The organism is Paenibacillus sp. sgz302114 (assembly GCF_056120345.1).
This window is the reverse complement of record NZ_JBVYOI010000011.1, coordinates 55756-82656: the sequence shown is the minus strand read 5'-3', so window position 1 is coordinate 82656 and position 26901 is coordinate 55756. Positions and strand designations below refer to the sequence as shown.

Here is a 26901-nt window from a genome sequence, read left to right as displayed (position 1 = left end):
TTCGGCTCATAAGAGAGGGCTGTCCGTATGAACGCGAATGCAAGTTCAAATACAAATGTAAACGCGAGTGCTCTTAGCCGTTCTTCCCTGACAAGCGAGCAGCAGGAGCAGTTCGACTTGATGCTGGAATCGCCTGTCACGATTGTTCAAATAGGCGAGGGGAACTTCCTGCGCGGCTACTTCGATTGGATGATTCATGTGCTGCGGCAGCAAGGCTTATATAATGGCAGCATCGCGCTGTGCCAGCCGCGTCCGAGTGGCAGAGCGAAGCTGGATAAGCTGCGCAGCCAGCAAGGCATCTATAATCTCGTCACGCGCGGCTTCGAGCACGGGGAGCAAATCGAGCGTAGAGACACGATCGCCGTGTTTTCGAGAATGATCGATCCTTATGCGGAATGGGAAGCTTTTCTCTCGCTTGGCGAGGAACCGCAGCTTCAGGTTGTCATGTCGAACACGACGGAAGCGGGTCTCGTCTACGCGCCGGAAGCGTATGAGGCAGGAAAGCCGGTGCTGTCTTACCCGGGCAAGCTGACTTTGCTGCTTTATCGGCGATACGTGACGTTCGGCAGTGAACCGGAAATAGGCTTGATGCTGCTTCCCTGCGAGCTGCTTGAAGGCAATGGGGATTTGCTGCGCGAATGCGTGCTGCGATATGCGCAGGACTGGGGATTGCCGCAAGAGTTTCAGGCTTGGGTTTCGTCGCATAACCGGTTTCTGAACACGCTGGTCGACCGCATTGTTACCGGCTACCCGGAGCGTGAGGCGGATAGCTGGTTCGCAGAGTGGGGTTATTCGGATGCGGCGCTCGTAACGGCTGAGCCGTATCACCTGTTTGCAATCGAGGGCGAACCGGAGCTGGACCATCTGCTGCCGCTTGCCAAGGCGGGGCTTGAGGTGAAGTGGGTTCCAGATTTGACGCCGTATAGGCTCCGCAAGGTGCGTCTGTTGAACGGTGCGCACACGTTGATGACGCCGCTCTCCATTCTGCGCGGATTGACACATGTGCGCGAAGTGATGGAGCATGAGGAGCTTGGCGCATTCGTACGGAGTACGGTGATGGATGAGATCATCCCGGCTGTGCCGCTGCCCGCGAAGGAGGAGCTTCGCAGCTATGCGTACTCCGTGCTGGAGCGGTTCTTGAATCCGTTCATCGAGCACCGGCTTGAGGCGATTGCGATGAACAGTGTCAGCAAATTCAAGGCGCGGCTATTACCATCGCTGCTGCATGATCCGTCGCGTCAGGGTCTAGTGTGCGGATTCGCGGCTCTGCTGAGGTATTACCAAGCATCGGCGGATGCGGACGGCCGCTACTGGGGGCGTACTTTCGCAGGCGCGGCCTATGAGCTGAAGGACGACCTTGCAGTTGCTCAGGCCCTTGCAGCATGCTGGTCGCGGCAGGAGACGGGTGGAATAAGTTCACCGGCTGAGCTGGCTGAAGCGTTGTTAGGTTTGACGGCGGTATGGGATCAGGATCTATCTAAGGTTAGCGGCTTAGCTGAAGCAGTTGCGGCGGCTTGGCTTGAAATGGGTGCAGTGTAATCGTGAAGTGAGCCCGTTCATTCGGGAGGCGACTGGCAACATGCGTGATGATACTAGTAAAGCTAGAACGCCGCAGGAGATCAACCTTGAACTCTACCCGCAAAATGATATTTACAGCACGGTGCTCCAATACGAGCGAGATGACCGGAGCGGATTGTTAATTGGCTGCCTCGCCCGGGTGAGGAGACTTACATGCTTGATAGCAGCGAAATCCAAGAGCGCATCCCGCATCGCTGCCGTGAACGGCGAGATCGTCTGCGAGGCGGAGATTATGATTGCTTTTAGCACGATATAGAGTGTATTCACACAGGGAGGCCATCCATCAGAGGGTGGTCTTTTTTGGTATTCAGGAATTTTCTTACATGCTAGAATGGATTGCGATGCACTTATTAATAGGGGGATGTTCGTGAAGGGGCTTAAGGTTGCAGCGATAGCAGGTATTGCGCTGGTTAGTTTTTATTCAGGCGCTCGTGCGGACAGTTGGATAAGCAAATAAAAGTCGATGCAAGGCCAGTCCCGGTGACGGTGGACGGCAAGCTTGTTACACCGAAGGACGGCAAGGCGGCGACGAATAACTCGAAATTGCCGAAGACGGACTTCTCATTATTGTACAACGGCATTTATTATGTTCCGCTCGGAACCATTCTTGATCTATCAAAGGTCAATTATAAGTGGGATAGCAAATTAAAAGGTTATGCGATTACGACCAAACCGAATACGACCACTAGCTCGAACATTTTGAACAATAATGATGTGAAGGTGACTGCAAGCTCGCTCGGACTTCAAATCGATGGAAAGACGATATCCCCGCTGAATGGCATCTATATAAACGGCAAAGAAAGGAATCCTTTCTCGCTGCAGGTAGGCGGTGCTACTTATATGCCGATTGATTACATACTGGCTAACTCGGGATATCAGGTCGATTACGATACGAAGACCAGATCCATTATGGCCAAATCCCCTGCTTATTTAGCTCAGGGTGGAACGAAAGAATTGATGTCGTTTACGAAGTTCGAGACGAAGAATATTATTTGGAAGTTTACGAACCGCGGTCTCAACTACAAATACATCTACGAAGATGGCGAGAATTTGCTGAAGGACGAAGAGAGCTATTTCGGACAACCGTTGAAAGATAAGGTGGAAGCCTACATCTACGGTAACGAGGGCTTCCTTGGCGGTTACCGGCAAGCAAGCTACAATGGTGATTCGGATACGTTCCGCATTAATGGGGATGACTTGGGCGGCGGAAGAAACCAGGATATTCGGTATCATTTTGTCCACGAAATGGCCCATGCTTATACGAACCACAAATGGGGAATGCGTGCGATTAGCGCGGCAATGAATGAGCATCCATTATGGTTAATGGAGGGCATTGCAGAATACGTTGCGAAGCAGAAGGTGACGTATACGCCGATGGTGCTCCCGAACAATCCTAGATTGAAAGATTTAGGGTATGGCAAAGAAACGTATACGAAAAATTTGCTAGAGCTCGCGGACAGAAACCATTTTGATTTTGGCAAAATGAAGCTGTTCATGGATTCCGAGTCCTTCGGCGATTATATGATCTATGAGTCGATAATCTACTATTTGGAGACTGCATTAGGTCATGATAAGCTGTTCGCTTATGTGGATTTGCTGGCGGCAGGAACAGGCACGGAGCAGTCGCTTCAGAAAGTATATGGCAAATCCGAAGCGGCGTTAGTGAGTGATTGGAAGGTTTATTACGGTTTGAAATAAGCGGCGAAGCCCACATAATAAAAGTGCCGAAGAAGTCCCATCAAGGACCTCTTCGGCGCTTCACGATCAAGGAGGTCCGCCGCAAGCGGCCCTCTCTTTATTTGGGATTCGTAATATCGAAGATTTTGCCGATCATCCCCGCGGAGCCAAGCGCGTTCACCGCGTCGGTCGGGATAAAGATTGTCGTTGCCCGGCCCTCCGCCATTTGCCCCAATGCCTCGAATGACTTATAAGCTAGTATCTGCGCATCCAGTCCAGCCAGCTTAATGGCCTCGATCCTCGTTCGCTCCGCCTCGGCGACATGCTTGATCGCTTCCGCTCGGCCTCGCGCTTCGAGCTCCTGCGCCTTCTGCTTCGCTTCCGCATCGAGAATTTGCCGCTGCTTCTCGGCCTCGGCCGCGAGGACGACGGCTTGCCGCTGCGCCTCTGCGCGCAGCACCGTCGATTGCTTCTCGCCTTCTGCCTGCAGGATGATGGCGCGTTTCTCACGCTCCGCTCGCATCTGCTTCTCCATCGAATTCTGGATATCCGAAGGGATGGCTAACTGCAGCACCTCGACGCGCTCAATACGAACCCCCCAGCTCTCAGACGCTTGATCGAGCACCATTCGAAGGTCCGTCTGGATACGGTCGCGGTTGGAGAGAATTTCGTCCAGCTCCATTTTGCCAATTGTCGCCCGCAGTGCAGATGCCACAATGTTATGTATGCCGCCTACATAGTTCGCAATGCCGTAGGTCGCGAGCTTGGGATCCACAACACTGAAGAACGTCGCAAGCTCCACGCCGATAGCAACATTGTCCTTCGTAATGACCGATTGCGAGGGGACGGTTTCCTGATGGATGCGAAGATCGTGGCGCAGCCGGATTTTGTCAATGACCGGTATGATGAGGTTCACCCCGGCATGAAGCGTTTTGTTGTATTTGCCGAGCCTCTCCACGATTGCTACGGTTTGCTGCGGAATGATCCGAATGCCTTTAATGACAATAACTGCGACCACTGCAAGAATAACGATAAAGACAATAATGCCAACCAATCTGCATCTACTCCTTCGTCACGAATAATTTCGTTACTCGTACCTCTGCGACGGTTACTTTCGTTCCCACTTCAAGCTTCTCGCCAGACACCGCGGACCAAATCTCTCCATGCACCTTGACTAACCCCGCCTCCTCAGGCGTGATGGTTTGGATGACGAACGCTGCTTGTCCCACCAAATACTCGGAGCCTTGCCGCATGAGCATTCTCGAACTCGACGGAACGACTTTCCGAAGAATCGGCAGCAAGAACATATACAGTAGAGCGAGCGCGATTACAAACGTGAAGAATTGAACCAATAGCGGTAATCCGGTCAGTGCGGTTATGATAGTAATAACGGAAGCGGCCGCCATCAGCAAGAAGTAAAACGTTCCCGTAAACAGTTCAACCAGCACAAGCACGGCAGCCAGTATTAGCCAAGCGATCGCGTACAAGCAAGTCCCCCCTTCATGAAGCGTCCATTTCTATGTCTATGTTTAAATGGGTAGAACAGAACTGTCCAGGAGGTGAAAATAAGGATGAACAAGCGGTATCGCTTCAACGAGAATGAGATCGAACATATCACGAAAGAGTTTGGTCATGCTTTCTACGAAAAGGTGCAGAGAGATATTGAAGTTTATGCAGATAAGTGGGCATTGACATCGCTCGAGCTCGTTCCTTCCTATTCCGCGAAGCTTGTTTTTAAATGCCATTCAGACAGCTATGGTAGCGCCGTTCTCAAAATAGGCATAGTTTCTAAAGGAGTAATAGGTACAGAGCTGAGCACTTTGCTCGAATATGGCGGTAGACGATTCGGTAGAGTATTTGACGCTGATATTGACAACGGTGTCATCCTCGAAGAGTGTGTAAGTCCGGGGATTCCTCTCAGGAATGAGAGCTTGCTTGAAGAGAGGCTTTCTGTTTTTGCTTCTCTATTCAATGATTTGCACATTCCCCCCGTTAAAGCAGACATATATCCGACTTATACAGAGTGGGTCAGCAAGATAACGGAATACATGAGCACTCGGCCGGATTGTAAAGAGTTATATAGACATATGAAAAAAGCAGAGGATATCTGCGTATCCGTTGCTGTCTCCTATTCGAATCAGATGCTCCTTCATGGCGACTTTCATCATGATAATATTTTGCTAGGTGATGATGGGAAGTACGTCATTATAGATCCTAAGGGTGTAATAGGCGATCCGGTATTCGACGTTCCGAGATTTATATTAAATGAGTTCGGTGACGAAATAACGCAGGAAGTCTATGAGAAAATAAACGATATCATAGGCAGTTTAGAAGAGAAGCTTCATATTCCAAACGACATCTTGCGGAAATGCCTTTACGTTGAAACGGCGATGGGGGAGTGCTGGATGGTGGAAGACGGAGCGCCTCCGGAGGAATATCCGCGACTGCTAAAGGCGGTTGATTTCGCAGAATCACTCTTAGACTACAGCAGAGCTTAATGGGCAGAATTGAAGTATAGACTTATTTTAGGAGGAACGGGAATGGAAGCTTTTGCAGAATATTTAGCTGGCATCAAGGACCCGCTGCACCGGGCTCGTACGGAAGAAGTGCTTGGTTGGATCATTGAGAAATTCCCAAGCTTAGTGCCGATCATTGCATGGAAACAGCCGATGTTTACCGATCACGATACCTACATTATTGGCTTTAGCGTCTCCAAGCAACATATGGCGGTTGCCCCTGAACGGGCAGGAATGGCCCATTTTGCTGAAGATATTGAACAGGCGGGTTATGATCGTACGGACCTGCTGTTCCGCATAAAGTGGGGAAGTCCGGTTAATTATGAACTGCTTGAGAGAATGATTGCCTTTAATATTGAGGATAAGGCGGATTGCACTACTTTTTGGCGGAAATAACAGGAAACCGAAGCATGGTTGATACGAGCTAATAATAGACTCGGAAGGTGATGGTGACGATCGTGGAAAATGCTCTCGGAACAGTCATATCAGTCAGTCGCAGCGCAGCACATACGTTCAGTAAAGAAACCGCTCCGGTCATTAGGCTGCTTGCCGGGCTAGGCGTGGAAGGTGATGCGCATATGGGCACGACCGTAAAGCATCGTTCACGGGTTGCCCAGGACAAGAGTCAGCCGAATCTACGTCAAGTTCATCTCATTCATTCGGAGCTGTTTGATGAAGTAGGGAATGCCGGTTTTCACGTCGAGCCGGGGCAGATGGGGGAGAACATGACAACCCGCGGGATACAGCTGCTCGGTCTCCCCACCGGCACAAAGCTGTACATTGGTGAATCAGCGATTGTTGAACTTACAGGGCTTCGCAATCCATGCGCGCAGATCGATCAGTTCCAGCAAGGGCTGTTAAGCGCGGTTCTGGACCGCGATGAGGACGGGAACCTAATCCGCAAAGCAGGCGTAATGGGGATCGTGCTGGTTGGGGGAGACGTTCGTGCTCACGATACCATTCGCACTGAGCTGCCGCCGGAACCATTTCGTCCACTAGAGCGGGTTTGAAAATAATCCGAGGATCAGGCAGGCAGAGATGGCAAGGGATAAGGGTGGATACATCATGACAATACAAAAAGGCGAGCGAAAATCACTGTGACGTGACCTCGCTCGCCTTCTTATTTGCGCACAGCCACTCCTGCGAAGCGCGCCCACTCCTGCTTGATCTTGCTCTCGTCGAGCTCGATGCCGATCATGACGAAGTACGGCTCGCCGACGTAGCTGCTCGGCGCCCATTCGATCCGCTTGCCCGCCAGCTGGAATAGCATCAGGCTGCCATCGCGGCCGAAGGGCATATACCCTTTGGCGCGCAAGCAATTGTTGCCGCGCCCGCTGACGAAGCTCTCGAACTGGCGGCGCGTCAGTCCGCCTGCGTCAGCGCCGGGATAGATCGCCGCGGTGCGAATGCGCGCGAACGACGTGCTCGTCGCGCTCCCCGCCGCGCCGCCGGCGCTGGCGCCAGACCCCGCTGCAGCGGCTTTGCCGGCTCCGGCGGGTACCGAGCTGGCGGCGATGCGCCCGCCGCCTGCCGCTGTAGCGCGCGCGCCGGTCACAACGGCTGGCTGCCGCCGGCCCGTCGCCGCGACGCCCTCGAAGACGATCGCGGAATCGATCTCGCAGCGGATTGCCGTCACATAGCGGGCAGCGGGATTGCGGTCCAGCGTGAGCTGATGCACTTTGTCCGCTGTACGGTTCGAGATGAGGTCGGCCTTGTTCGCGATGATGACATCCGCCACCTCAATCTGCTTGCGCAGTGTCCGGATCAGCTCGCGATCCGATGAGAAAACGCTGTTATAATCAAGCGCATGCTCGGCATCCAGCACGGTGACGATTCGGTGCAGCTTCACTTTGCCGATAATACCCGGCTCGGTAATCGCCTCCGCGATTTCTTCCGGGTTCGCAACGCCGGTCAGCTCCATTACAATAACGTCTGGCCGCATGAGAGCAAGCCGCTCCAGGCAAGAGGCCAGCTCGCTCTTCTTGCTGCAGCATAGGCAGCCCTCCGTAATGCGCTCCAGCATCTGATAGGCGGACTCGCTGCTGACGAGCGTGCCGTCCACGTCGACGGCGCCGATCTCATTCATGAGCACCGATGCCCGCAGACCGCTTGACCTCGCATGCTGCAGCAGTCTTAGCAGCAGAGTCGTTTTGCCGCTGCCCAGAAAGCCGCTCAACACGATTACTGGAATTGCTGTTTGTTCCATGATTGCGCGCTCACTCTCCCTCTAAGGTCCATTGCAAGAAAGAATATGCGGCAGCCAGCCAAAATAATACCCCAGCGTCCTTCAACTATTAAATTCGCTCAAATAACGGTATAATTTGAGCCAGCCATTCTATGTGTGAGAGGACGTAATTTATGCCAGCTTCTATTGAACATTCGATTCCGGTTCATCTGCTGTCCGGCTTTCTCGGCAGCGGCAAAACGACATTACTCAATCAAGTTGTTGACTATTATAAAGCGCAGGATGTGAAAGTCGCCATCATTATGAACGAGCTTGGCGACGTCAATCTGGACGGTCAGTTCGTGGAGGGTGACGTGCCTATGGCGGAGATGCTCTCCGGCTGCATCTGCTGCACCATTCGTGGCGATCTGAGCATCGAGCTGAAGGAGCTTATCGACGAACATCAGCCGGAGGTCGTGCTGATTGAATCGACGGGCGCTGCGAATCCGATGGAAATCATCGACGCGGTGACGGAGGCGGCGCTGTTCATGCGCATCGACCTGCGTACGATCGCTACGGTCGTTGACGGCCCGGAGCTGCTTGAGCGCAGCCGCCGGGGCGGCAAGACGTTCAAGCTGATGCAGGACCAGATTCGCTGCGCGACGGACCTGATCGTGAACAAGGCTGATAAGCTCGCGCCCGAAGAGCTTGTCGAGGTGCAGCAGCTTGTGCGGGAGCTGAACGCGTTCGCTCCGCTGACCGTGACCGTCCGCTGTGTAACGGACCTCAGCATCTTCGATCACGAAGCAGCAGCGCCGAAAGCGAAGCTGGCTCCGTCAGCTGAGCGCTTCGATGATACAGCCAGCGGCAAGCATGTATGCGGCGCGAACTGCAATCACGATCACGATCATGACCATGAACACGAACATGGCGATTACAGCTCGCATTCGCATGTCATGACGCTGACGCATTATTTTGCCGGACCAATTAACAGCCATGCCTTCGAGGAGCTCATCCGGCGTCTGCCGAGGGAAGTGTACCGGGCGAAAGGAATCGTCACCTTCACCGATACGAGCAGCCGCTTCCTGTTCCAGTACGCTTATCGCGAGGTGGAGTTCATCCGCATTACGCCTCAGGGGAATGTGAGTGATGTGGCGGTGTTTATCGGGGAGCATTTCGGCAAGGAAGCGCTCCAGCACGAGCTGGAAGAACTTGAGCAGAACCGGCTTGGATAAAGATTTCGCAACTAGGGCATGCTACCGCTTGAACGGGCTGGACTTTATTGTCTGCCCCGGAAGGGAGCTGTTACATAGTGAAAAAACAACTACGCAAGCAACTTTTTGTACTCGGTTCGGCAGCTGCCTTGCTGCTCTCCGCAGTACCGGCCTACGCACAGGAGCCTGTAAGCACGGCAACTCCGCCTTCGGAGCAGCTGGAAGCACAGCATGAGCAGGAGCGCGGACACTGGCGCTGGTCGCATCATGGCAAGGGCGATCACGGCAAAGGTGATCACGGGCATCACGAAGCTCGCAAGCTGAAGCATCTGAATGAAGCGGCAGCGTACTTCGGCATCAAGACGGATGGCAAGTCGACCGAGCAGATTATTAAGGAACTCAAGGCGGCGCGCGATGCTGATCCGGCAAAATGGGACAAGTTCAAGACCGAGATGAAAGCGAAGCGGCTTGCCCATCTGCAGGAAATCGCGAAGGGCCTCGGCATTAAGACCGAAGGCAAAACGGCGCATCAGCTGCGTGAGGAAATCCATGCGAAATGCAAGGAGAGCGCGAAGAAGAATGACGGCAAAGGCGAGTCTGGCGCGCAATCGCTCCAGATGCCGAGCAAGCAATAGCTCATAATTACGATAGAGGCAGCAGCCGAGCGTCATGCTCAGGCTGCTGCTTTTTTTATATCTATTTTTACAGGAAAAGGAAAAGCTCTGTGGAATAGAAATGGGAGACAGCTAAAAGGGGGAATGAGCATGAATCAACAGCAGAAGGAGAAGCAGCTCATCATAATCGACGGGATGCCGGGATCGGGCAAGACGACGATGGCAACGCATATAGCCAAGAAGCTCGCAGCTGCGGGGGTAACGAACCGTTTGTTTGTGGAGCTAGAAGAGAACCATCCGCTTATGCTGAAGGACGTCCAGTTTGAGTTGCTATCTACAGACGCGGGGGCAGACAAATTCATCACGGATCTGGAAGCTTGTTATGAGGCATTCGTGCAGGATCGGCTTATTCAGGAGGAGCAGATCACGATTATCGAGAGCGTCATGCTGCAAGATGTCATCAGCGTCTCGCATTTGTGCGGCATGGATCGGGGCAAGCTGCAGCTGCTGGCGCTATCGCTGCAGCGGCTGCTCGAACCGCTGAATCCGCGGCTCATTTATTATTATCAGATGGACGTGGAAGGACAGTGGCGTTTTATTTGCGGCGTTCGCGGCAATGAATGGGGACCGGTGTCGCTGCACACCGATGAGGACTTCAAGGAAGCTGGCGAGGTATGGTCCCTCAGCCAGGTCTTCGTTCGCGGAGTTGTCGATGAGTGGGCGATTCCGAAGCTGATTATCGAGAATCGCGATTACCTGTGGGATCAGAACACGGATCGGGCTGAGCAGTTTGTCGCGGAGACATTCGGGCTGGCTTGGTAAAGTAGCAATCGATCCGCGGCTCGGTTGCTCGTATGTTCAGTTGCGAAGCCTCCCAGCAGTTTAGCTGTTCAGCCAATCAGATACCACTCAGCCACTCACCCACCACTCGGTAGTAGATACCCAGCCGTTCAGTCACCAATCATGCTCATAAGTGCGATAATCCACTTATTTTCGGCGAAAACGTCCGATTGGCTGCTCATAAGTGGATATATCCATCTATGTCTACGCATATTGCCCTAAATGCACTTTCAGGGTCTAGATAAGTGGCTATTTCAGCTATATCCACTTATTCTCACCGTAGCGCCTGACTCGTCTCCGATAAGTGCTAAACGTTATTCCAGGAAAACCAGCTCCTTTCAGCCGCGAAATAGGCAAATAACGATTGTGGGGTTCGTTACATTTTGTCACGGGTGAAATTTTGCTTAATAAGGTTACTACGATTCGTTAGCGCGGATACTCGGCGTAATGCAAGCGGCTCGCATGAAAAAAATGCCCGAGAGGAAGTTCCAGGAACTTCATTCTCGGACACCAAAAAAACGGCTGCCCTCACTGGCAGCCGTTTCCTATTCACGCGCAAGCTGGTCAATCAGCGCAATCACCTGCAACGTAGAGTCGCCTTGCTGACCCTTCTGCATCTGCTGCTTGATCGCCTCGCGGCTCTCGTACACCTTGCCGAGCGACTGTAAGAATGTTTCGTCGGTCAGCTCCTCCTCCTGCAGCACCTCGCAAAAGCCTGCTGAGCGGAACGATTCGGCATTCAGAATCTGATCGCCGCGGCTTGCAGACTTCGAGAGCGGAATGAGCAGCATCGGCTTGCGCAGCGCGAGAAACTCGAAGATCGAGTTCGAGCCTGCCCGCGAGACGACGATATCGGAGCAGGCAACTGCATTCGCTAGCTCATCGTGGATGTACTCGTACTGTCGGTAGCCTGGCGTCCCGGTAAGCTTGCTGTCGAGCTCGCCTTTGCCGCAAATATGAATGATCTGATACGTTCGAGTCAGCTCCTCCACGTTGCGGCGAATGACATCATTGATGCGCTGCGATCCGAGGCTTCCGCCCATAATGAGCAGCACGGGCTTGCCTGGCGTGAACTTGCACCACTGGATGCCCTTCCATGCGCTGCCCTTGCGCAGATCGCTGCGAATGATCGGGCCAACATGCACGGACTTGTCACCCTTAATCAGCCTCGCTGTCTCTGCGAAGGTGACGCATATCTTCTTGGCGAATGGTCCGGCGATTCGATTGGCAAGACCAGGCGTCAAGTCCGACTCGTGTATAATAACCGGCACGCGGTTGAGCCAAGCGCCGAGCACGACGGGGACGGAGACGAAGCCGCCCTTCGAGAACAGCACATCCGGCTTGAGCCTATGAATGAGCCGGTATGCCTGATACACCCCCTTCACGACGCGGAAGGGGTCTTTAACATTCTCCAGATCGATATACCGGCGCAGCTTGCCAGTGGCGATGCCGTAGTAATCGACCCCCTGCAGCCTGCTAATCAGCTGCTTCTCGATGCCGCTATGCGAGCCGATATAGGACACTTTCCAGCCCTGTTCAATCATCGTCGGAATGATTGCTGTATTGACGGTCACATGTCCCGCCGAGCCGCCGCCGGTAAACAGAATATGGCGCGGTGCGTCTCGATCCAGGGTTGATGCGGGTTTAATTGGCATTGTCCGATCTCCTTGATCACATTCTTATTGTGAGCGTACCACAAAATATTACCGATGCGTGAGCAAATGAAGCTGATCCCGGCTAGCATTTCGCCAAATGCTTACATCTTAGAAACGATATGCGCGGACCGGGCATTCATGCCCATTTATTTTCTGTGACGAACCGTTGACAAGGCTTGACTTTGATAATGAGATTCATTATCATTCTCGATAGACAAATAACTTAGTAAGGCAGGGGGCTACCACGTTGTTGCGTAAAACAGATCGTGTTAAGAAATTCAGCATTGTACTAATGAGTATTCTAGCTATTATGTTTGTACTTACAGCTTGCGGAAGTAACAATAACGGCAATACAGCAACCGAGAACACAGGTGCAGACAATGCAGCTGCAGCTGAGCCAAAGGTTGTCAAAGATGCAATGGGCCACGACGTTACAATTCCAGCAAATCCTCAGAAGATCCTTGCTTCCTACCTCGAAGATCCAGTTGTAGCTCTTGGCGACAAGCCGGTTGCTCAATGGTCTGTAGCTAACGGTATCCAAGACTACTTGGCGCCGCAATTGAATGGCGTACCGACAATCGCGTACGACCTGCCAGTTGAGTCCGTGCTTGGTTTCGCGCCTGACCTGATCATCATCGGTTCTGAATCTCAAGTTCAGAAAGGTCTATACGAGCAATATGCGAAGATCGCTCCTACTTATGTACTTGGCGATAAAGTGAACAATGACTGGCGCGAAGCGCTTAAGACAATCGGCGGCTTGCTCGGTAAGAGCGATGCAGCTGACAAAGCAATCGCGGATTACGATCAGAAGGCAGCAGATACGAAAGCGAAGCTTGAAGGTTCCGTTGGCAAGAAATCCGCGGCTGTGCTGTGGCTTGTAGCGAAGAACTTCTACCTTGTAGACGATACGAAGTCGAGCGGCTCGGTTCTGTATAAAGACCTTGGTCTGACGCCTCCAAACCTTGTTTCCAACATGCCTGCTGAAGCTAAAGCAGCTTGGAATCCAGTTACGATGGAGAAGCTTGCTGAACTGAACGCAGACTACATCTTCCTCGTCAACAGCGATAAGACAGATGCTGCCGAAACGCTGAAAAACCCGGTATGGCAGAACATTCCAGCCGTGAAGAACAAACACGTCATCGAGCTTCCTGCATCGAGCGCTTGGCTCTACTCCGGTAAAATTGCCGGTGAAATGATGATGGACGATGTTGTGAAGAACCTCGTGAAATAATAACGGCTGCTAGCAATACGTGCAGCGTAAGCGATGGAGCGTATTTCCTTTTTCGAAATTCGAAGAGGAGATACGCTCTTTGTGCTATAATGAGGGCAAAAAAAGTAGGATGGCCTGGCCGATGAACCTATTGCGCAAATTGCCGATTCGCGGGCAAATGTACTTGATCGCTGCATTAACCGTAAGCGTAATCATTGTAATCTTGCTTTTTAATTACAGCCGTAGCGCTTCATATTTGACGAAGAACAATGAGATGTATACGCGTGATATTTCTAACCAGTTGGAACAGACGATTTTATCTAATTATGATGTGATTAAGTGGCTCACCTATAACGTTGCGTACAATCAATCCATTCAAGACTATTTGCTTGATGAGGACCCGCTAACCAAGTATCAACGCTTCCCGACGCTCAAGAACTTGTTTATCAACCTGACGACGGTCAAGTCAGGCGTCCTCGACTTGATTGTAAGCGGTAAGAACGGAAATTCATTCTCGCTGCAAGGTTTCTCTACGGAACAATTCGGTAACTTTATGCCGAAACGGGCCGATTCATACTTCTCGAACGTGACAGAATGTCCTTCCGGCAGCATTGAGCGGTATTGCTTTGCTGTCGGAACGAACATATTCTCCAGCAATATCCATAACCGATATACGAGCGAGATCGGCCAGATTATCGTGGTCATTGATGCAACAACGCTTACCGGCGGCTATGATTTGAAGACGCTTCAACCGGGCACGACCGTTTATTTGCTTGACCGTAGCCATACGATCTTCATGAGCAATGACCGCGATAAGATCGGCCAGCCGTTTCAGCTGCCGAGCGACGAGGATAAGAGTGGCCTCGTTCGCGTCGACGGGAAGCTGGCTCATATTCAGATCAAGGACATTCCCGAGATCGGAGGCAAATTCGTCCGTGTTATTCCGGATGACGTGTTCTTCAAGGATATCCGCAAGCTTCGCAAGCAGACTCTCATTGCTGTAGGAATCGGGGTTCTGCTGCTGCTGATTCCGTTCCTGTTTATTTTGAACAATATGATTTTGCCGCTGCGCAAGCTTTATTATTATATGCGGATTAATCATCAGGGCGATTTGAACCGGCGTCTCGATCTAAGCGGTTCGGCGGAAGCGGAGGTCATCGGGGCGCGATATAACCAGATGCTCTCGAATGTGCAGGATTTGACCGAGCAGCTCGTAGATTCGAAGGAGCGGCTGCTGACGTCGGAGATAGAGAAGAAGCGGGCGGAGTATGATTTTTTGAAAAGCCAGGTGAATCCGCATTTCCTCTATAACACGCTCGATACGATACGCGGTCTTGCCTCTGAGCGGGGCGTGCCGGAAATTCGCGAGATGACAGGCGCGCTATCGCGCATCTTCCGCTACAGCATCAAAGGCAATGATGCCGTTCCGCTATCGGAGGAGATACGGATTGTCGTGGCGTATATGAACATTCAAGAGGTCCGTTTCTCGCATCGGTTTGAGCTGAACTGTCACATTCCAGAGCCGCTCATGTACCTGAAGGTTCCGAAAATGATCCTGCAGCCAATCATTGAGAACGCTGTATACCACGGGCTGGAGCCTCGCTATGAGAAGGGGACATTAAGCGTCTCCGCGAAGCTGGATGAGAGTGGGCAGGATCTGATCCTGACGGTGCAGGACGATGGCGTCGGCATGGACAAAGAACAGCTTGAGAGGATCTTGCAGCAGTTGAATCCAAGCGGGGAAGTGGCTGCAGCGAGTGAAGAAGGCAGTAAGGGCGTTGGACTGGCGAATGTCCACAACCGGCTTCAGTATTTGTACGAGCATCCTTACGGAATTGACATTTGGAGCCAAGAGAAGGCGGGTACAATCGTGACCCTTCGCATTCCTGTGCAGACGGAGATGAGACACCATGTATAGAGCGATGATTGTAGATGATGAGCAGTGGGTCGTTAAGAACCTGCTGGATGCAGTTGAGTGGTCGCGCTTCGGGTTTGAAATTGTCGGCACCGAGACAAATAGTCCAAGGGCGCTTCAATTGATTAAAGAGTTGAACCCGGACCTCGTGTTTATCGATATTCGGATGCCGGAAATTAGCGGCCTCGAGCTGATTAAGAGGTGCAATGAGCTGCAGCTCGATACGCTCTTCATCGTCGTCAGCGGCTTTGCGGAGTTCTCTTATGTGCAGAAGTGCATGAACCTTGGGGCGCTCGGCTATTGCCTCAAGCCAATTGAGGAAGAGGAAATTATTCCTTTATTGAAGAAGGCGAAGGACAAGCTGGATGACCGTTCTGCCAAAGATGTGCCTTCCTTAATGGACTGGATTATGGAGGACAAGCAGGAGAGCGGCGAGCGGATCGGGCGGCTGCTGACGAACGCCGGCATGGACCCAGCGAGAGGCTTGCGTGTGATTGCAGGGCTGGATGTGGAGGATGCGGAGCTGCTCCGTCCGTTCCGCCAGCTGAAGCTTAGCGCAGGAAGCGGCAAAGTGCTCTATGTAGCGGAAGAGACCGCGCCGGATTCGATCCATGCGCATCTGCTTGAGTATCGCGGAAAATTTCGTGGTATCGGCATAAGCGGGCTCGTCCACGAAACGGCGCAGCTGCGTGAAGCGATTGAGGATGCGGAGCTTGCGGCGTTCCAATATTTTATCGCTGGGGTGCCGACGCTTTGCATGGCGAACGTAAACAGCAGCAAGGGGTTCGGCGATTTCAAGCAGCTCACGACATCCCTCCAGCAACAGAACATGTCAGAGCTGCTCGCGCTGTATGATCAATATGCCGAGTGGTTTCGGACCGGCGCTTATCAGATGAAGCATGTGTTCTATCTCTACAACACGGTCATGTCGACGATCATTCAATCGCAGCGAGTCGAGGAAGATCTGCTGGCAAAATATTGGCTGGTCGATTACGAACGGCTTATCGAGCGCTATACCGATGTGGACGACTTGATCCGGGACTTGAAACGGATGTCTGGCGCTTACTTAGGCGGCCTCTATCATCAAGGTCAAATTCGCAGCGATTCGTTCAGCGCAGTGATCGATTATGTGAACCGGAATTTTCATCAGAACCTATCGCTGCAGATGCTAGCCGATGAGTTTTATATGAACCGAAACTACATCAGCCAGCTGTTCATTAAACATGTGAGCCAGTCGTTCACGGACTACTTGGCTGAGCTGCGGGTGCGCCATGCGTGCGAGCTGCTGCGGGGCAGCAATTTGCCGGTGCATCGGGTTGGGGAGCGAGCGGGCTATCCGGACGCGTATTACTTTAGTAAGATTTTCAAAAAAATGATCGGCAAGACGCCTCGGGAATACCGGGCAGCGAGTGATGCCATGCAGAAGGAACAGCGGGCAGGGACAGCGGGCAGAAACGATTAATTAGGGGAACTATTATTGGCAACTCTAATTGAAGCGAGTTTAAGTTTATGGTAGTGAAAGTTGCGTTTTAACGTAGAGCATATGCGAAGAGGGGCGGCCCGGTGGCCGTCTTTTTTTCTGTGAAAAAAGAGGTCCAGCAGATCGTCTACATTGGTTGGATACGAGCGTAAACGGAGAGCTCCCCAGGTATCTACATTGTGCAAAACCGGCGAAGTTACCTCAAAGAGAGTTCCCTAGGTATCTACATTGTGTAAAACAGGCGAAGTTACCTCAAAGAGAGTCCCCTAGGTATCTACATCGAGCGAATTCGCGAAATCCCCCAAGAGAGCACCCGCCCAAGAAGAGTACTGGCTACCTTTCATGCGATCAAACCCGGCCAATATAGCCCAAGAAGAGTACTGGCTATCCTTCATGCGATCAAACCCGGCCAATATCGCCTAAGAAGTGTAGTGGCTACCCCACATGCAAGCAAACCCGGCCAATTTCGCCGAAGAAGAGTACTAGTTACCCCTCATGCGAGTAAACCCGGCCAATATCGCCGAAGAAGAGTACTGGCTACCCTTCATGCGATCAAACCCGGCTAATATAGCCCAAGAAGAGTACTGGTTACCCCTCATGCAAGCAAATCCGGTCAATATCGCCTAAGAAGAGTACTGGCTACCCTTCATGCGATCAAACCCGGCCAATATCGCCTAAGAAGTGTAGTGGCTACCCCACATGCAAGCAAACCCGGCCAATATCGCCTACGAAGAGTACTGGTTACCTCTCATTTAAGCAACCCCGGCACCGATCTTCGCGAAAAATGCTGCATTAACTGCGATTACCTCTTCCTTCCACACTGGAAATGGACAATTGCTATATCTTTTTGTATTTTGGTTAGATAATAACTGTGCCCGTGCACGGAAACATGCAAAAAACAACGATTGCAACAACAAAAGCAGCTAAGCATCGTACATGGAAAGCGTTTTCATAAATCGGTACGATTAGTGCATGCAGAGCTGATTGGAGATGGTCATGATGAAGAACTCCTTATGGAGAAGAATGATGCAGTACAAGATGTATTACCTGCTGCTGTTGCCAGTAGTCATCTATTACGCGATCTTCTCCTACATCCCGATGTACGGGGTAACGCTTTCCTTCAAGAAATACATGTTCAACAAAGGGGTACTCGGAAGTCCCTGGGTCGGCTTCGACAACTTCCATTATATCTTCCGGTATTCCGCTTTCTGGAATGCGTTCCGCAACACGATCATGATCAGCTTCGGCAGGCTCCTCGTGGAGTTCCCGATGGCGATTATCGTCGCGCTGCTGCTCAATGAAATTGGAGGCTCGCGCCTGAAGAAGCTGTACCAGACCGTCTTTACGTTCCCGCACTTCCTGTCGTGGGTCGTCCTCGGCGGTATTCTGGTCAATATACTCGGCAACACCGGTACGGTCCACGCGCTGTTCGAGCTGCTTGGCTTGCCGGAAGTCAACTTCCTGTCCAATCCGCATACGTTCAGACCGTTCCTCTATATTACGGACATTTGGAAAGAAGCCGGATGGAGCGCGATTATCTATATGGCGGCCATTGCGGGCATCAGCCCAGAGTTGTATGAGGCGGCCTATATGGACGGAGCGAACCGCTGGAAGCAAATGCTTCACGTAACTTGGCCTTCAATTAGCGGCATCGTTGCGATGATGCTCATTCTGGCAATCAGCGGCATTCTGAACGGCGGCTTCGAACAAATCTTTAACCTGTACAGCGCTGGAGTCTATGATGTGTCGGATATTCTCGATACGTTCATATACCGGTTGTCGTTCTCGGGTAATGTATCGCTTGGCTACGGTGTCATTACAGCAGTTGGTTTGTTCAAATCCGTCATCAGCCTCGTGCTGCTCGTTATGGCGAACTTTATTGTGAAACGTATGGGTCAGGAGGGGCTGATGTAAAATGGATAATGCGAATGATTTCAATCAAGCAACCGGCCTCTCGGAATCACGGACTGCAACCCGCGGCAAGAGCAACGTCGATCTGGTGCTGCATCTGTTGTTCCTGCTGGCAGCGCTATGTGCGATATTCCCATTCTATACCGTCGTCATCAGCTCCTTCGGTACACCGACAGGCCACGTACTGCCGACGACGTTCACGCTCGAGGGCTACAAGCAAATTATTCAGTTCGGCGTTGGACGAGCTTTCACCGTATCGGTTCTCGTCACGCTGGTCGGAACGTTCATGAGCTTGTTCCTGACGACGATTGCCGCTTATGCGCTTTCGAAGAAAGGAATGCCAGGCTGGAAATATCTAATGGGCTTTATCGTGTTCACGATGTTTTTCGGTGGCGGACTTATTCCATATTACTTAACCATCAAAGGGGCAGGGCTGATCAATAGCTACTGGGTTATGATTCTGCCATCGGCAATTAACACTTTTTACATCTGGATTATGCTTTCCTTCTTCCGTGATTACCCTGTAAGCTTGGAAGAGTCTGCGAAGATTGACGGTGCCGGCGACTTTACCATTCTTCTTCGGATCGTCATCCCGACTTCAATGCCGGTTATTGCGTCGATCTCGCTCTTCTATGCGGTCGACCGCTGGAACGATTGGTACACGCCGATGCTGTTCCTTCAGGATACGACGATGTATCCACTGCAGCTGATGCTCAAGAACATGCTCGCGAACATCGGCCAAATTCTTAGCATGAATGCCGGCATCTCCTCCGTCGCACAGAGCAAGATCAACATCCCGCAGGATTCGCTGAAGATGGCGGCGATTATGGTTGCAAGCGTGCCGATTATGGCCGTTTATCCTTTCTTGCAAAAGTATTTTGCCAAGGGGGTGATGATCGGTTCGATCAAAGGCTGATGCCAGCCTGACATAGCGATACATGTATAGCGGGGTCAAACAGATATTATCGAGATTGTTCATATACCAAGGAGGTTAAGAGACATGAAGAAAAAGAATGCTCTTACGGTTGGTCTTAGTGTAGCGCTGCTCACTTCCGGTTTGCTGGCAGGCTGCGGCTCTAGCGGTGACAATACAAGCAATTCAGGGAATACAAATACAGCTGCAAACAGCGACGCTTCGAATACGAGCGGCAATGGCAGCAACAACGGCAGCGGCAATGCAGCGCCTGAAGATTTATTCAAAAAGCATCTCGATATTTCGATCGCCTATATGGACATCGGCACCGTCATTAAGGATGGGCAGTCGGACGACATGCAGAAGATGTTGGAGGATAAGTTCAACATTACGATCAAGCCGGTGAACGAATCCTGGGGCGACTATGGCGATCGGACCAAGCTGTGGGCGGCATCCGGCCAACTGCCGGACGCGTTCTTCACGGATGCAACGAGTGGAGATCTGTTCAACCAATGGGTGGAGCAGGGCATTATTAAAGCGCTGCCGGACGATATGAGCAAATATCCGAGCTTGAAACAATATACGGATCTTCCAGACGTGAAAGGCGCAGCGGCGTCGGACGGTAAAAATTACTTCATTCCGCGTATGCTGGCAAGCCGCAACGAGCTTCCGAACGACCGCGGTATTCTCATCCGCAAGGATTGGATGGACGAGCTTGGACTTAAAGATCCGACGACTTATGATGAGTTGAAGGTGGTACTGAAGACGCTTGGGGAGAAAAAACATGTTATTCCGCTGACGACTTCCAGCATCGACTGGACGAGTGACAGCGTGTTCCATAACCTCGCTCCTGCGATGCAGTGGTGGCAGAAGATTGACGGACAGTGGAAGCCAGGCTGGATGACGGATGCATTCGCTGACGTGGTTGCACATGAGCGTGATCTGTACCAATCCGGCATTCTGGATAAAGACTTCTCCGTACCGAACATGGATGCAGGCGCGAAGTTCAATCAGGGCAAAGCGGCAGCACTTGTAAACACAGTTAAAAATATGGCTTACGACGTGCCGAACTGGTCGAAAGAAAATCCAGGCGTGAAATATATCGACGCGGTGAAGATTTTGCCTCCGATCCCGGCAGCTGATGGCAACAACTACCTGTACGGTTACTATGATTACTGGTCCGGCACGATGTTTAACGGCAGCCTGAGCGATGAGAAGCAGGATCGTATCTTGGCAGTGTTCGACTGGCTGGCTTCGCCGGAAGGTCAGAAGACAGTTCGTTACGGCTTGCAAGGTACAGACTGGGAGCCGAACGGCGACTTGGTAACGAACAAGCATGCCGAAGAGAAGGACTTCGATCTGGCGAAGAAGTACCCGTCCACCTCGCTGTTTAACGGTTTGGCGATCTGGTCCGATGGCAAGCGTTATGTTGAAGGCTACGGACCAAGCGAAACAGAACAAACGCAGAAGTACCTCGATGAAGTTGAAGCACAGCAGCTGCAAACGGGCCAGAAAGCGCCTGTAAACTGGGTTGTTAACGCATATGCAGGCTCGCTCAACACAGGCGGCGGCGATGTGCAGGGTCTCGTAACGAAGCTCGTAATGGGCAAAGAGGACATCAAGGAAGCGCTGAAGAAATTTGCGGATGAGCAGATGGGACTTGGTCTCCAAGATGCGATCGACAAAGTAAATGAGAAGTTTAAAGACGAGAACTAAGGAAATGCACAAACAAGGGTGGAAGTCGGATGACTTTGCCCTTGTTTTTTCCCATTGATAGCGTAATTCATCTCATGGAGGCAGACGCTGGAGGTTGACTATATTCGTATCTATCAGCCGGAAGACGGGAAGTACGGGCCGGCGATTTCATTGATTTAAACCAAGCTAGGAGGAACAAATGATGAAGTACGAAGTTTTCGGCATGAATGAGTGGATCTACCCGGATAGTATCGTGGAGGACGGCGGTGCTAGGACCATCAAGTTAAATACGGCGCGAGGCAGCTACGCGGCATGCCAGATTCTATTCAATAATGCGGCTCCGACCGCGCCTGTTCGTTGTGAATTTAGCTCGACAAGCAGCGTGTTTCCGCGTCAGCCGGAATATTATCAACTGATTGATATTTTTGTAGAGAAAAATACAGGGCCAGTCAGCTTCTGCGTGCAAGAAGGCGAATCGGCGGAAGGCTACACGACAAGACAAGCTCCTTTCCGAGTATATGAAGCAATGCAGCCACTCACGGTAGATGCGTTTTCGCGTGCTGCTACGGAAGCGCTTTACGTTTGCTGGGAAATTCCGGTGGACGCCGCTGCGGGTAGTTATTCGGGCGAATTGTCCATTACGATTGGAGAAGACAACTGTCTCATTCCAGTAGAGATTGAAGTATTCGCTGCCGTCGTGCCTGCGAAGGAGACGCTTGCGGTCACGAATTGGTTCAGCCTGCCGAATATGGCGAAGCGCTATAATGCGGAGCTGTGGTCGGAAGGGCATTGGGAGATGATCGAGAAATACGGCCATTTGATGCGCCGCGCGCGTCAGACGCATTTCTGGGTGCCGATGGATGCGATTCAGGTAACTCTGGTTGGAGAGGATCAATATGCCTTCAACTTCGAACGAGCAGAGCGGTTGATTCAGTTGTACCTCGGCCTTGGTTTTACGCATATCGAAGGCGGCTTGGTCGCTGGACGCAAAGACTTCTGGGGCTCCGAATTCCACATCTTCAATACATGGAACGGCGGTGAAGCGCTCAAAGCGATCGCGGCGGAAGGCTACGCGTACTTGTCTCAGTTTCTGCCTGCATGGCGCTCGTTCCTTACGCAGCATGGCTGGCTGGACATTCTCGTGCAGCATGTGGCCGATGAGCCGACGGAGAACAGCGTAACGGAGTATCGTATCCTGTCCGGTATGGTGCGTAAGTTTTTGCCGGGAGTTCCGCTGCTGGAAGCGGTGGAGACGTATGATCTGTCGGGCGCGGTCGACATTCTCGTTCCGAAGAACATCTATTATCAGGAGAATCAGGAGCAATTCGAGAAGCTAAGATCACTTGGGGACAAGCTCTGGTACTACACCTGCTGCATCCCTGGCGGCACTTGGATGAACCGGCTGTGGGACATGCCGTTGCTGCGGTCGCGTTACCTGCATTGGGGCAACTATAAATATGATTTGGAAGGGTTCCTGCACTGGGGTCTTAACTTCTGCGACGATGATAAAGACCCATTTAATCAGACTGATATTTTCTTCCCGCCGGGCGACACGCACTGCACGTACCCAGGGGAGAACGGTCCGCTTGGAAGCATGAGACTTGAGGCGATGCGAGCAGGCGTCGAGGATTACGAGCTGCTGAAGCAGCTGGCTGCGAAGAATAAAGCATTGGCTGATGAGCTGACGGCATCCTGCTTGATGAGCTTTAATCAGGCGAATGAGGACCCGGTTCATTTTGCCGAAGTGCACCGCAAGCTGCTTGCAGCTGTATCAGAGGGGGCTTAATAATGTCAGAGCAAAAGTTGAAACTCGAAACGAGAAGTCTCCATTCGCTTGTAAAGGTGTTCGCTGATGAGGAGCTGCAAGAGGGGGCTTGTGAGAGCGGATCTGCGCTGAAAGGCGAGTTTTATTCGTTCCAGGTGGCTTATCGCACTGCATCCTATATGAAAAATATTCGTGTGAGCGTGAAGTCAGCGTTGGCGGATTCGAGTGAGATTACGATCCGAAGCGTTGGCCTCGCTCCTTCCGAGCTACCTAACTATAATGATCCAGACGACTATCTGCTTCGCACGACGCCGGGCTTGTATCCAGATCCGCTTTATCCGGTTGAGGCCGGAAGCGGTGTCGTCCATGCGCTGCCGAATCAGTGGCGGTCCGTATGGGTGACGGTTCAGGTTGCCGTTGAAGCGCCGGCGGGTGTCTATCCTGTGGAGATTTATTTTGCTGATGAGAGCGGGGAAGCTCTGGGCTCTGGCCTATTCCAGCTGGAGGTTATCGGCGCTGAGCTGCCTGAGCAGCAGCTGGTGCATACCGAGTGGTTCTACCTCGACTGTCTTGCTAGCTGGTATAAGGTGGAGACGTTCTCCGAAGCCCACTTTGAGATTATTGAGAAGTATGTGGCGCATTACGTGGAGTCCGGAATGAATATGATTCTGACGCCGCTCTTCTCGCCGCCGCTTGAGCTCGATTATGGCAAGTATCGTCCGACGGTGCAGCTTGTTGGCGTGAAGCGCTCGGGCGGCACGTATTCGTTCGAATTCTCACTTCTGGAGCGTTTTGTCGAGGTGTGCCTGCGGAATGGCGTGAAGCATTTTGAGTTCTCTCATTTGTTCACGCAGTGGGGGGCAAAGCATGCGCCGAAGATTTTCGCTGAAGTGGATGGTGACGGAATACAGCAGCAGATCTTCGGTTGGGAAACAGATGCTGCAGGCGAGGCTTACCGTGAGTTTCTGACGCAGTTTATTCCGCAGCTGGTCCAGTTTATTAAGGCGCATGGCCTTGAACAGAGCTGTTATTTCCATCTGTCGGATGAGCCGGGTACATGGTGCCTGGATTCGTATACAAGCGCGAGCAACACAGTTCGGACGTTACTGAATGGCGAATTTCCTATTATCGATGCGCTGTCTGAGTATGATTTCTACAAGCGCGGCCTGCTGACGCATCCGGTCGTTTCGACTGAGCATATTCACACGTATATCGAACATGAGGCGGATAATCTGTGGGCCTACTATTGCTGCTGCGAGTACAAGCATAACGAATCGAATCGGTTCTTCAACATGCCTTCGGCGCGCAATCGGATCATCGGTGTTCAAATGTACAAATATGATATCCAAGGCTTCCTGCATTGGGGATATAATCACTGGTACTCGCAGCGTTCGCGGCGGGAGATTAATCCGTATCAGGTGACGGATGCAGACATGGCGTTCCCGTCTGGGGATGCATTCTTGGTCTATCCGGGCGAGGACGGTCCGATTGATTCGATCCGTCTGGTGGTGCTGCGTGAAGCGCTGCAGGATGTTCGGGCACTTCGTCTCCTCGAAAGCTTGACGAGCAAGCAGGAAGTGATTGCGCTTCTGGAAGAGGATTTGAGCGAGCCGATTACGTTCCGCCAGTATGAGCGGGGCAGTGCGTGGATGCTTGCGATGCGCGAGCGGGTGAATCGCCGGATTGCGGAGTGCGTTGTTAAGCAGGAGCAGGAGCGAGATAACATGCCAGGTCGTGGTCTGCCATGCTGAAGCTGACGGATTGGCAGGAGACACTGCTGTATCATCCGGTAATACCGTGCGGTCCTGTCCCGACCGTCTGCGACGGCGAGGGGATTTATCCGTACGAGAGCTTCTGCGAGACGGCGGAGCGCCCAGTGCTGCGCAAATTTCGGATGATGGCAATCGAGAATGAATGGATGAAAGTGACGGTCTGTCCCGATCTAGGCGGCAAAATCCATTCTATCTTCCTGAAAGCGAACAGCAAAGAGATTCTGTTCGACGCAGGCGCGGTGCGGCCTGTGCGGATTCTTCCGCGCATGGCGTTCATCAGCGGCGGCATTGAGGTGAGCTTCCCGATCGCGCATACACCTGTGCAGATCGAGGCGGTTCATGCGGAGGCACGGCAAATCGGCGACCGTCTCTATATTTGGTGCGGCGAGCGAGAAGTGCGCTATGGCATGCATTGGACGGTCGAGTATTCACTTGGCGAGAACGACCGTTATTTGACGCAGCGGGCGAATTTCGTGAACAAGACCTCGGAGGCGCATTCTTGGATGTCTTGGTCCAATGCGGCGCTCCCGGCGCGAGCAGACTCGCAGTTTCATTTTCCGGCGGGCCGTGTGCTGCGGCATGCGGACATTCTTGAAGAGATCGAATGGTCTCGTGAGCGTGGGTATGAACTGGCGGACTTCGACCGGATGCAGGGCTTCTTCTGGAAGTCGGCCGACTGCAATGCGTTCGGCATGTACACGCCAAGCCTCGGAAGCGGCTTGTACCATATTGCCGATCCAGCGGAGACGCCGGGCATAAAGCTGTGGCTGTACGGCCTCGGCAAGCACGAGGATTGGGCGCATTCGACGGCGATTCGCCGGGAGAGCTATGTGGAAATTCAAGCAGGTCCGCTGCTGGAACAAGCGGACAATAACAAGCTGCAGCCAGGTGCGCGGCATATGCACACGGAGTTCTGGATCCCGAGCGCGGAGCCGCTGGAGATCCGTGATCTTGAGCTGCCGGCGCCGCAGCTGATTCCAATCGAAGAGGTTCCTCTCTTCGGCCCAGTACCGCGCAGCGGCACGGCGCCGTGGCTCGCGCTTGCGGCGGCATACGCTAGCCGCGATGCTAGCGCGCTTGCGGCTCCGCCGGCGGCCGAGGATTGCGTCTGGCCGCCGTCCGGTATGGAGCAGCTAGGCGAAGCGCTGCTCTGGGCCGCGGAAGCGGGAGGCGCGGGAGCGGATGAGGGCGACGGGACAAGAGCAGGGTCAGGTGGAGACGGCGACGATGTGGGAGCAGGAACAGACGCAGGCGGTGACACAGGCAGTGGCGATGCCTCCGCTCCTGCCTCCCGCGGAGAGCGCGAGCAGCTGTGGCGGTATTACTATGCCGTCTGGCTGGCAGGGCGAGGCTCGCAGGGCGAGGCCATTGCTGCGCTTGCGACGGTCGAGCTGGACTGCGGCTATGCGCTGCTCGGTCGGCTGCTGCGCGCGTGCAGGCAGGATTACGCAGGCTCGCGCGCTGCATACGCGCGTATTCGCTCGGCAGCGTGGAGCCTGCATCCGCAGCTGTTCTTCGAGCGGGATGTGACGCTCGCGCATTTCGGAGCGGAAGCGCATGAGGAGCGCGAGCAATGGTTCGCGCAAGTCGATTCGCTGCAGGATGACGCGCTGATCGAGCGGAGAGCGAGCTTCCTGCTGGACCGCGGCGCCGTCGCTGAAGCGAAAGCGATCCTTGATCACCATGCCTTCGGCAAGGTGCATCAGCGGTACGACCGCTCGCAGCTATGGCAGCGAATTGCCGCAGAGGCTGGCAAGCCAGTCAGCAGTGCGAGCGAAGACGTGCTCGCACGCCTCGGCGAGGATGACCTTGCCGTCTACGGCGCGTATCGCGTGTCGGAGCAGAAGCAGGAGTAGCATCGGCTTGGTGGCGAAGCTGCTGAAAGTACCAAATACGATCTCTCGCAGTCGTATATGCGTGAAATAGCTGCTGAGAGTACCAAGATCGATCTCTCGTCAGCAAAAGTAGCTGGAAAGGCAGGC

22 protein-coding genes are annotated in these 26901 nt (G+C 52.8%); 18 read left to right on the top strand and 4 right to left on the bottom strand.

Features of this window, described 5'->3' with window-relative positions; translation table 11 throughout:
• The first annotated feature begins 27 nt into the window (after positions 1-27).
• The 3 genes from AC0LWF_RS22295 to AC0LWF_RS22285 all read left to right on the top strand — a co-directional run bounded on the left by AC0LWF_RS22295 (position 28) and on the right by AC0LWF_RS22285 (position 3276).
• A complete protein-coding gene (locus AC0LWF_RS22295; protein ID WP_474653735.1) occupies positions 28-1539 on the top strand; it encodes a tagaturonate reductase in 1512 nt (503 codons plus the stop codon).
• A gap of 40 nt (positions 1540-1579) precedes the next feature.
• Positions 1580-1834, top strand: coding sequence for a hypothetical protein (locus AC0LWF_RS22290; protein WP_474653734.1), 255 nt, complete (start codon positions 1580-1582; stop codon positions 1832-1834).
• Between the two features lie 185 nt (positions 1835-2019).
• Positions 2020-3276 carry a stalk domain-containing protein gene (locus AC0LWF_RS22285; RefSeq protein WP_474653733.1) on the top strand — a complete coding sequence of 419 codons (1257 nt, stop codon included), beginning with the start codon at positions 2020-2022 and terminating at the stop codon, positions 3274-3276.
• A gap of 97 nt (positions 3277-3373) precedes the next feature.
• On the opposite strand, the gene AC0LWF_RS22280 is transcribed toward AC0LWF_RS22285, so the two are convergent.
• Both AC0LWF_RS22280 and AC0LWF_RS22275 read right to left on the bottom strand, forming a co-directional pair.
• Complete coding sequence (locus AC0LWF_RS22280; protein WP_474653732.1) at positions 3374-4309, bottom strand: SPFH domain-containing protein; 936 nt, start codon at positions 4307-4309, stop codon at positions 3374-3376.
• 7 nt (positions 4310-4316) lie between these two features.
• Positions 4317-4742, bottom strand: a complete 426-nt coding sequence (locus AC0LWF_RS22275; RefSeq protein ID WP_474653731.1) for an NfeD family protein — start codon at positions 4740-4742, stop codon at positions 4317-4319.
• Between the two features lie 84 nt (positions 4743-4826).
• Between AC0LWF_RS22275 and AC0LWF_RS22270 the strand changes: the two genes are divergently transcribed.
• The 3 genes from AC0LWF_RS22270 to AC0LWF_RS22260 all read left to right on the top strand — a co-directional run bounded on the left by AC0LWF_RS22270 (position 4827) and on the right by AC0LWF_RS22260 (position 6781).
• Complete coding sequence (locus AC0LWF_RS22270; RefSeq protein WP_474653730.1) at positions 4827-5753, top strand: aminoglycoside phosphotransferase family protein; 927 nt, start codon at positions 4827-4829, stop codon at positions 5751-5753.
• Between the two features lie 42 nt (positions 5754-5795).
• Positions 5796-6167 carry an iron chaperone gene (locus tag AC0LWF_RS22265; protein WP_474653729.1) on the top strand — a complete coding sequence of 124 codons (372 nt, stop codon included), beginning with the start codon at positions 5796-5798 and terminating at the stop codon, positions 6165-6167.
• A gap of 62 nt (positions 6168-6229) precedes the next feature.
• Complete coding sequence (locus AC0LWF_RS22260) at positions 6230-6781, top strand: MOSC domain-containing protein (protein WP_474653728.1); 552 nt, start codon at positions 6230-6232, stop codon at positions 6779-6781.
• Positions 6782-6891: 110 nt separating this feature from the next.
• On the opposite strand, the gene AC0LWF_RS22255 is transcribed toward AC0LWF_RS22260, so the two are convergent.
• Positions 6892-7977: a CobW family GTP-binding protein gene (locus AC0LWF_RS22255; protein WP_474653727.1), complete on the bottom strand. Its 1086-nt coding sequence runs from the start codon at positions 7975-7977 to the stop codon at positions 6892-6894.
• Positions 7978-8129: 152 nt separating this feature from the next.
• On the opposite strand from AC0LWF_RS22255, the gene AC0LWF_RS22250 reads away from it, so the two are divergent.
• The 3 genes from AC0LWF_RS22250 (at position 8130) to AC0LWF_RS22240 (ending at position 10585) form a co-directional block, all read left to right on the top strand.
• Positions 8130-9170 carry a CobW family GTP-binding protein gene (locus tag AC0LWF_RS22250; RefSeq protein ID WP_474653726.1) on the top strand — a complete coding sequence of 347 codons (1041 nt, stop codon included), beginning with the start codon at positions 8130-8132 and terminating at the stop codon, positions 9168-9170.
• A 77-nt stretch (positions 9171-9247) separates the two neighbouring features.
• Positions 9248-9784, top strand: a complete 537-nt coding sequence (locus tag AC0LWF_RS22245; protein ID WP_474653725.1) for a hypothetical protein — start codon at positions 9248-9250, stop codon at positions 9782-9784.
• A 129-nt stretch (positions 9785-9913) separates the two neighbouring features.
• A complete protein-coding gene (locus tag AC0LWF_RS22240) occupies positions 9914-10585 on the top strand; it encodes an adenylate kinase family protein (protein ID WP_474653724.1) in 672 nt (223 codons plus the stop codon).
• Positions 10586-11148: 563 nt separating this feature from the next.
• Here the strand turns inward: AC0LWF_RS22240 and murG are convergent.
• Entirely contained in the window at positions 11149-12258 is a 1110-nt protein-coding gene (gene murG, locus AC0LWF_RS22235) for an undecaprenyldiphospho-muramoylpentapeptide beta-N-acetylglucosaminyltransferase (RefSeq protein WP_474653723.1), read from the bottom strand.
• A 247-nt stretch (positions 12259-12505) separates the two neighbouring features.
• On the opposite strand from murG, the gene AC0LWF_RS22230 reads away from it, so the two are divergent.
• The 9 genes from AC0LWF_RS22230 to AC0LWF_RS22190 all read left to right on the top strand — a co-directional run bounded on the left by AC0LWF_RS22230 (position 12506) and on the right by AC0LWF_RS22190 (position 26775).
• Positions 12506-13489 (top strand): iron-hydroxamate ABC transporter substrate-binding protein, encoded by a 984-nt coding sequence (locus AC0LWF_RS22230; RefSeq protein ID WP_474653722.1) that lies wholly within the window; start codon positions 12506-12508, stop codon positions 13487-13489.
• 121 nt (positions 13490-13610) lie between these two features.
• On the top strand, positions 13611-15386 hold the full coding sequence (locus tag AC0LWF_RS22225; RefSeq protein ID WP_474653721.1) for a sensor histidine kinase: 1776 nt from the start codon (positions 13611-13613) through the stop codon (positions 15384-15386).
• Positions 15379-16845, top strand: coding sequence for a response regulator transcription factor (locus tag AC0LWF_RS22220; RefSeq protein WP_474653720.1), 1467 nt, complete (start codon positions 15379-15381; stop codon positions 16843-16845). The genes AC0LWF_RS22225 and AC0LWF_RS22220 overlap by 8 nt, the downstream gene beginning before the upstream one ends.
• Positions 16846-17859: 1014 nt before the next feature.
• The gene (locus AC0LWF_RS22215; protein WP_474653719.1) at positions 17860-18777 is read left to right on the top strand and encodes an ABC transporter permease; all 918 of its coding nucleotides are present in this window, start codon (positions 17860-17862) and stop codon (positions 18775-18777) included.
• Between the two features lies 1 nt (position 18778).
• Positions 18779-19690: a carbohydrate ABC transporter permease gene (locus tag AC0LWF_RS22210; RefSeq protein ID WP_474653718.1), complete on the top strand. Its 912-nt coding sequence runs from the start codon at positions 18779-18781 to the stop codon at positions 19688-19690.
• Between the two features lie 84 nt (positions 19691-19774).
• Entirely contained in the window at positions 19775-21403 is a 1629-nt protein-coding gene (locus tag AC0LWF_RS22205) for an extracellular solute-binding protein (protein ID WP_474653717.1), read from the top strand.
• Positions 21404-21581: 178 nt separating this feature from the next.
• Positions 21582-23168 (top strand): DUF4091 domain-containing protein, encoded by a 1587-nt coding sequence (locus AC0LWF_RS22200; protein WP_474653716.1) that lies wholly within the window; start codon positions 21582-21584, stop codon positions 23166-23168.
• Positions 23169-23170: 2 nt separating this feature from the next.
• Entirely contained in the window at positions 23171-24898 is a 1728-nt protein-coding gene (locus AC0LWF_RS22195) for a DUF4091 domain-containing protein (protein WP_474653715.1), read from the top strand.
• A complete protein-coding gene (locus AC0LWF_RS22190) occupies positions 24892-26775 on the top strand; it encodes a DUF5107 domain-containing protein (RefSeq protein WP_474653714.1) in 1884 nt (627 codons plus the stop codon). The genes AC0LWF_RS22195 and AC0LWF_RS22190 overlap by 7 nt, the downstream gene beginning before the upstream one ends.
• The last annotated feature ends 126 nt before the right edge of the window (positions 26776-26901 follow it).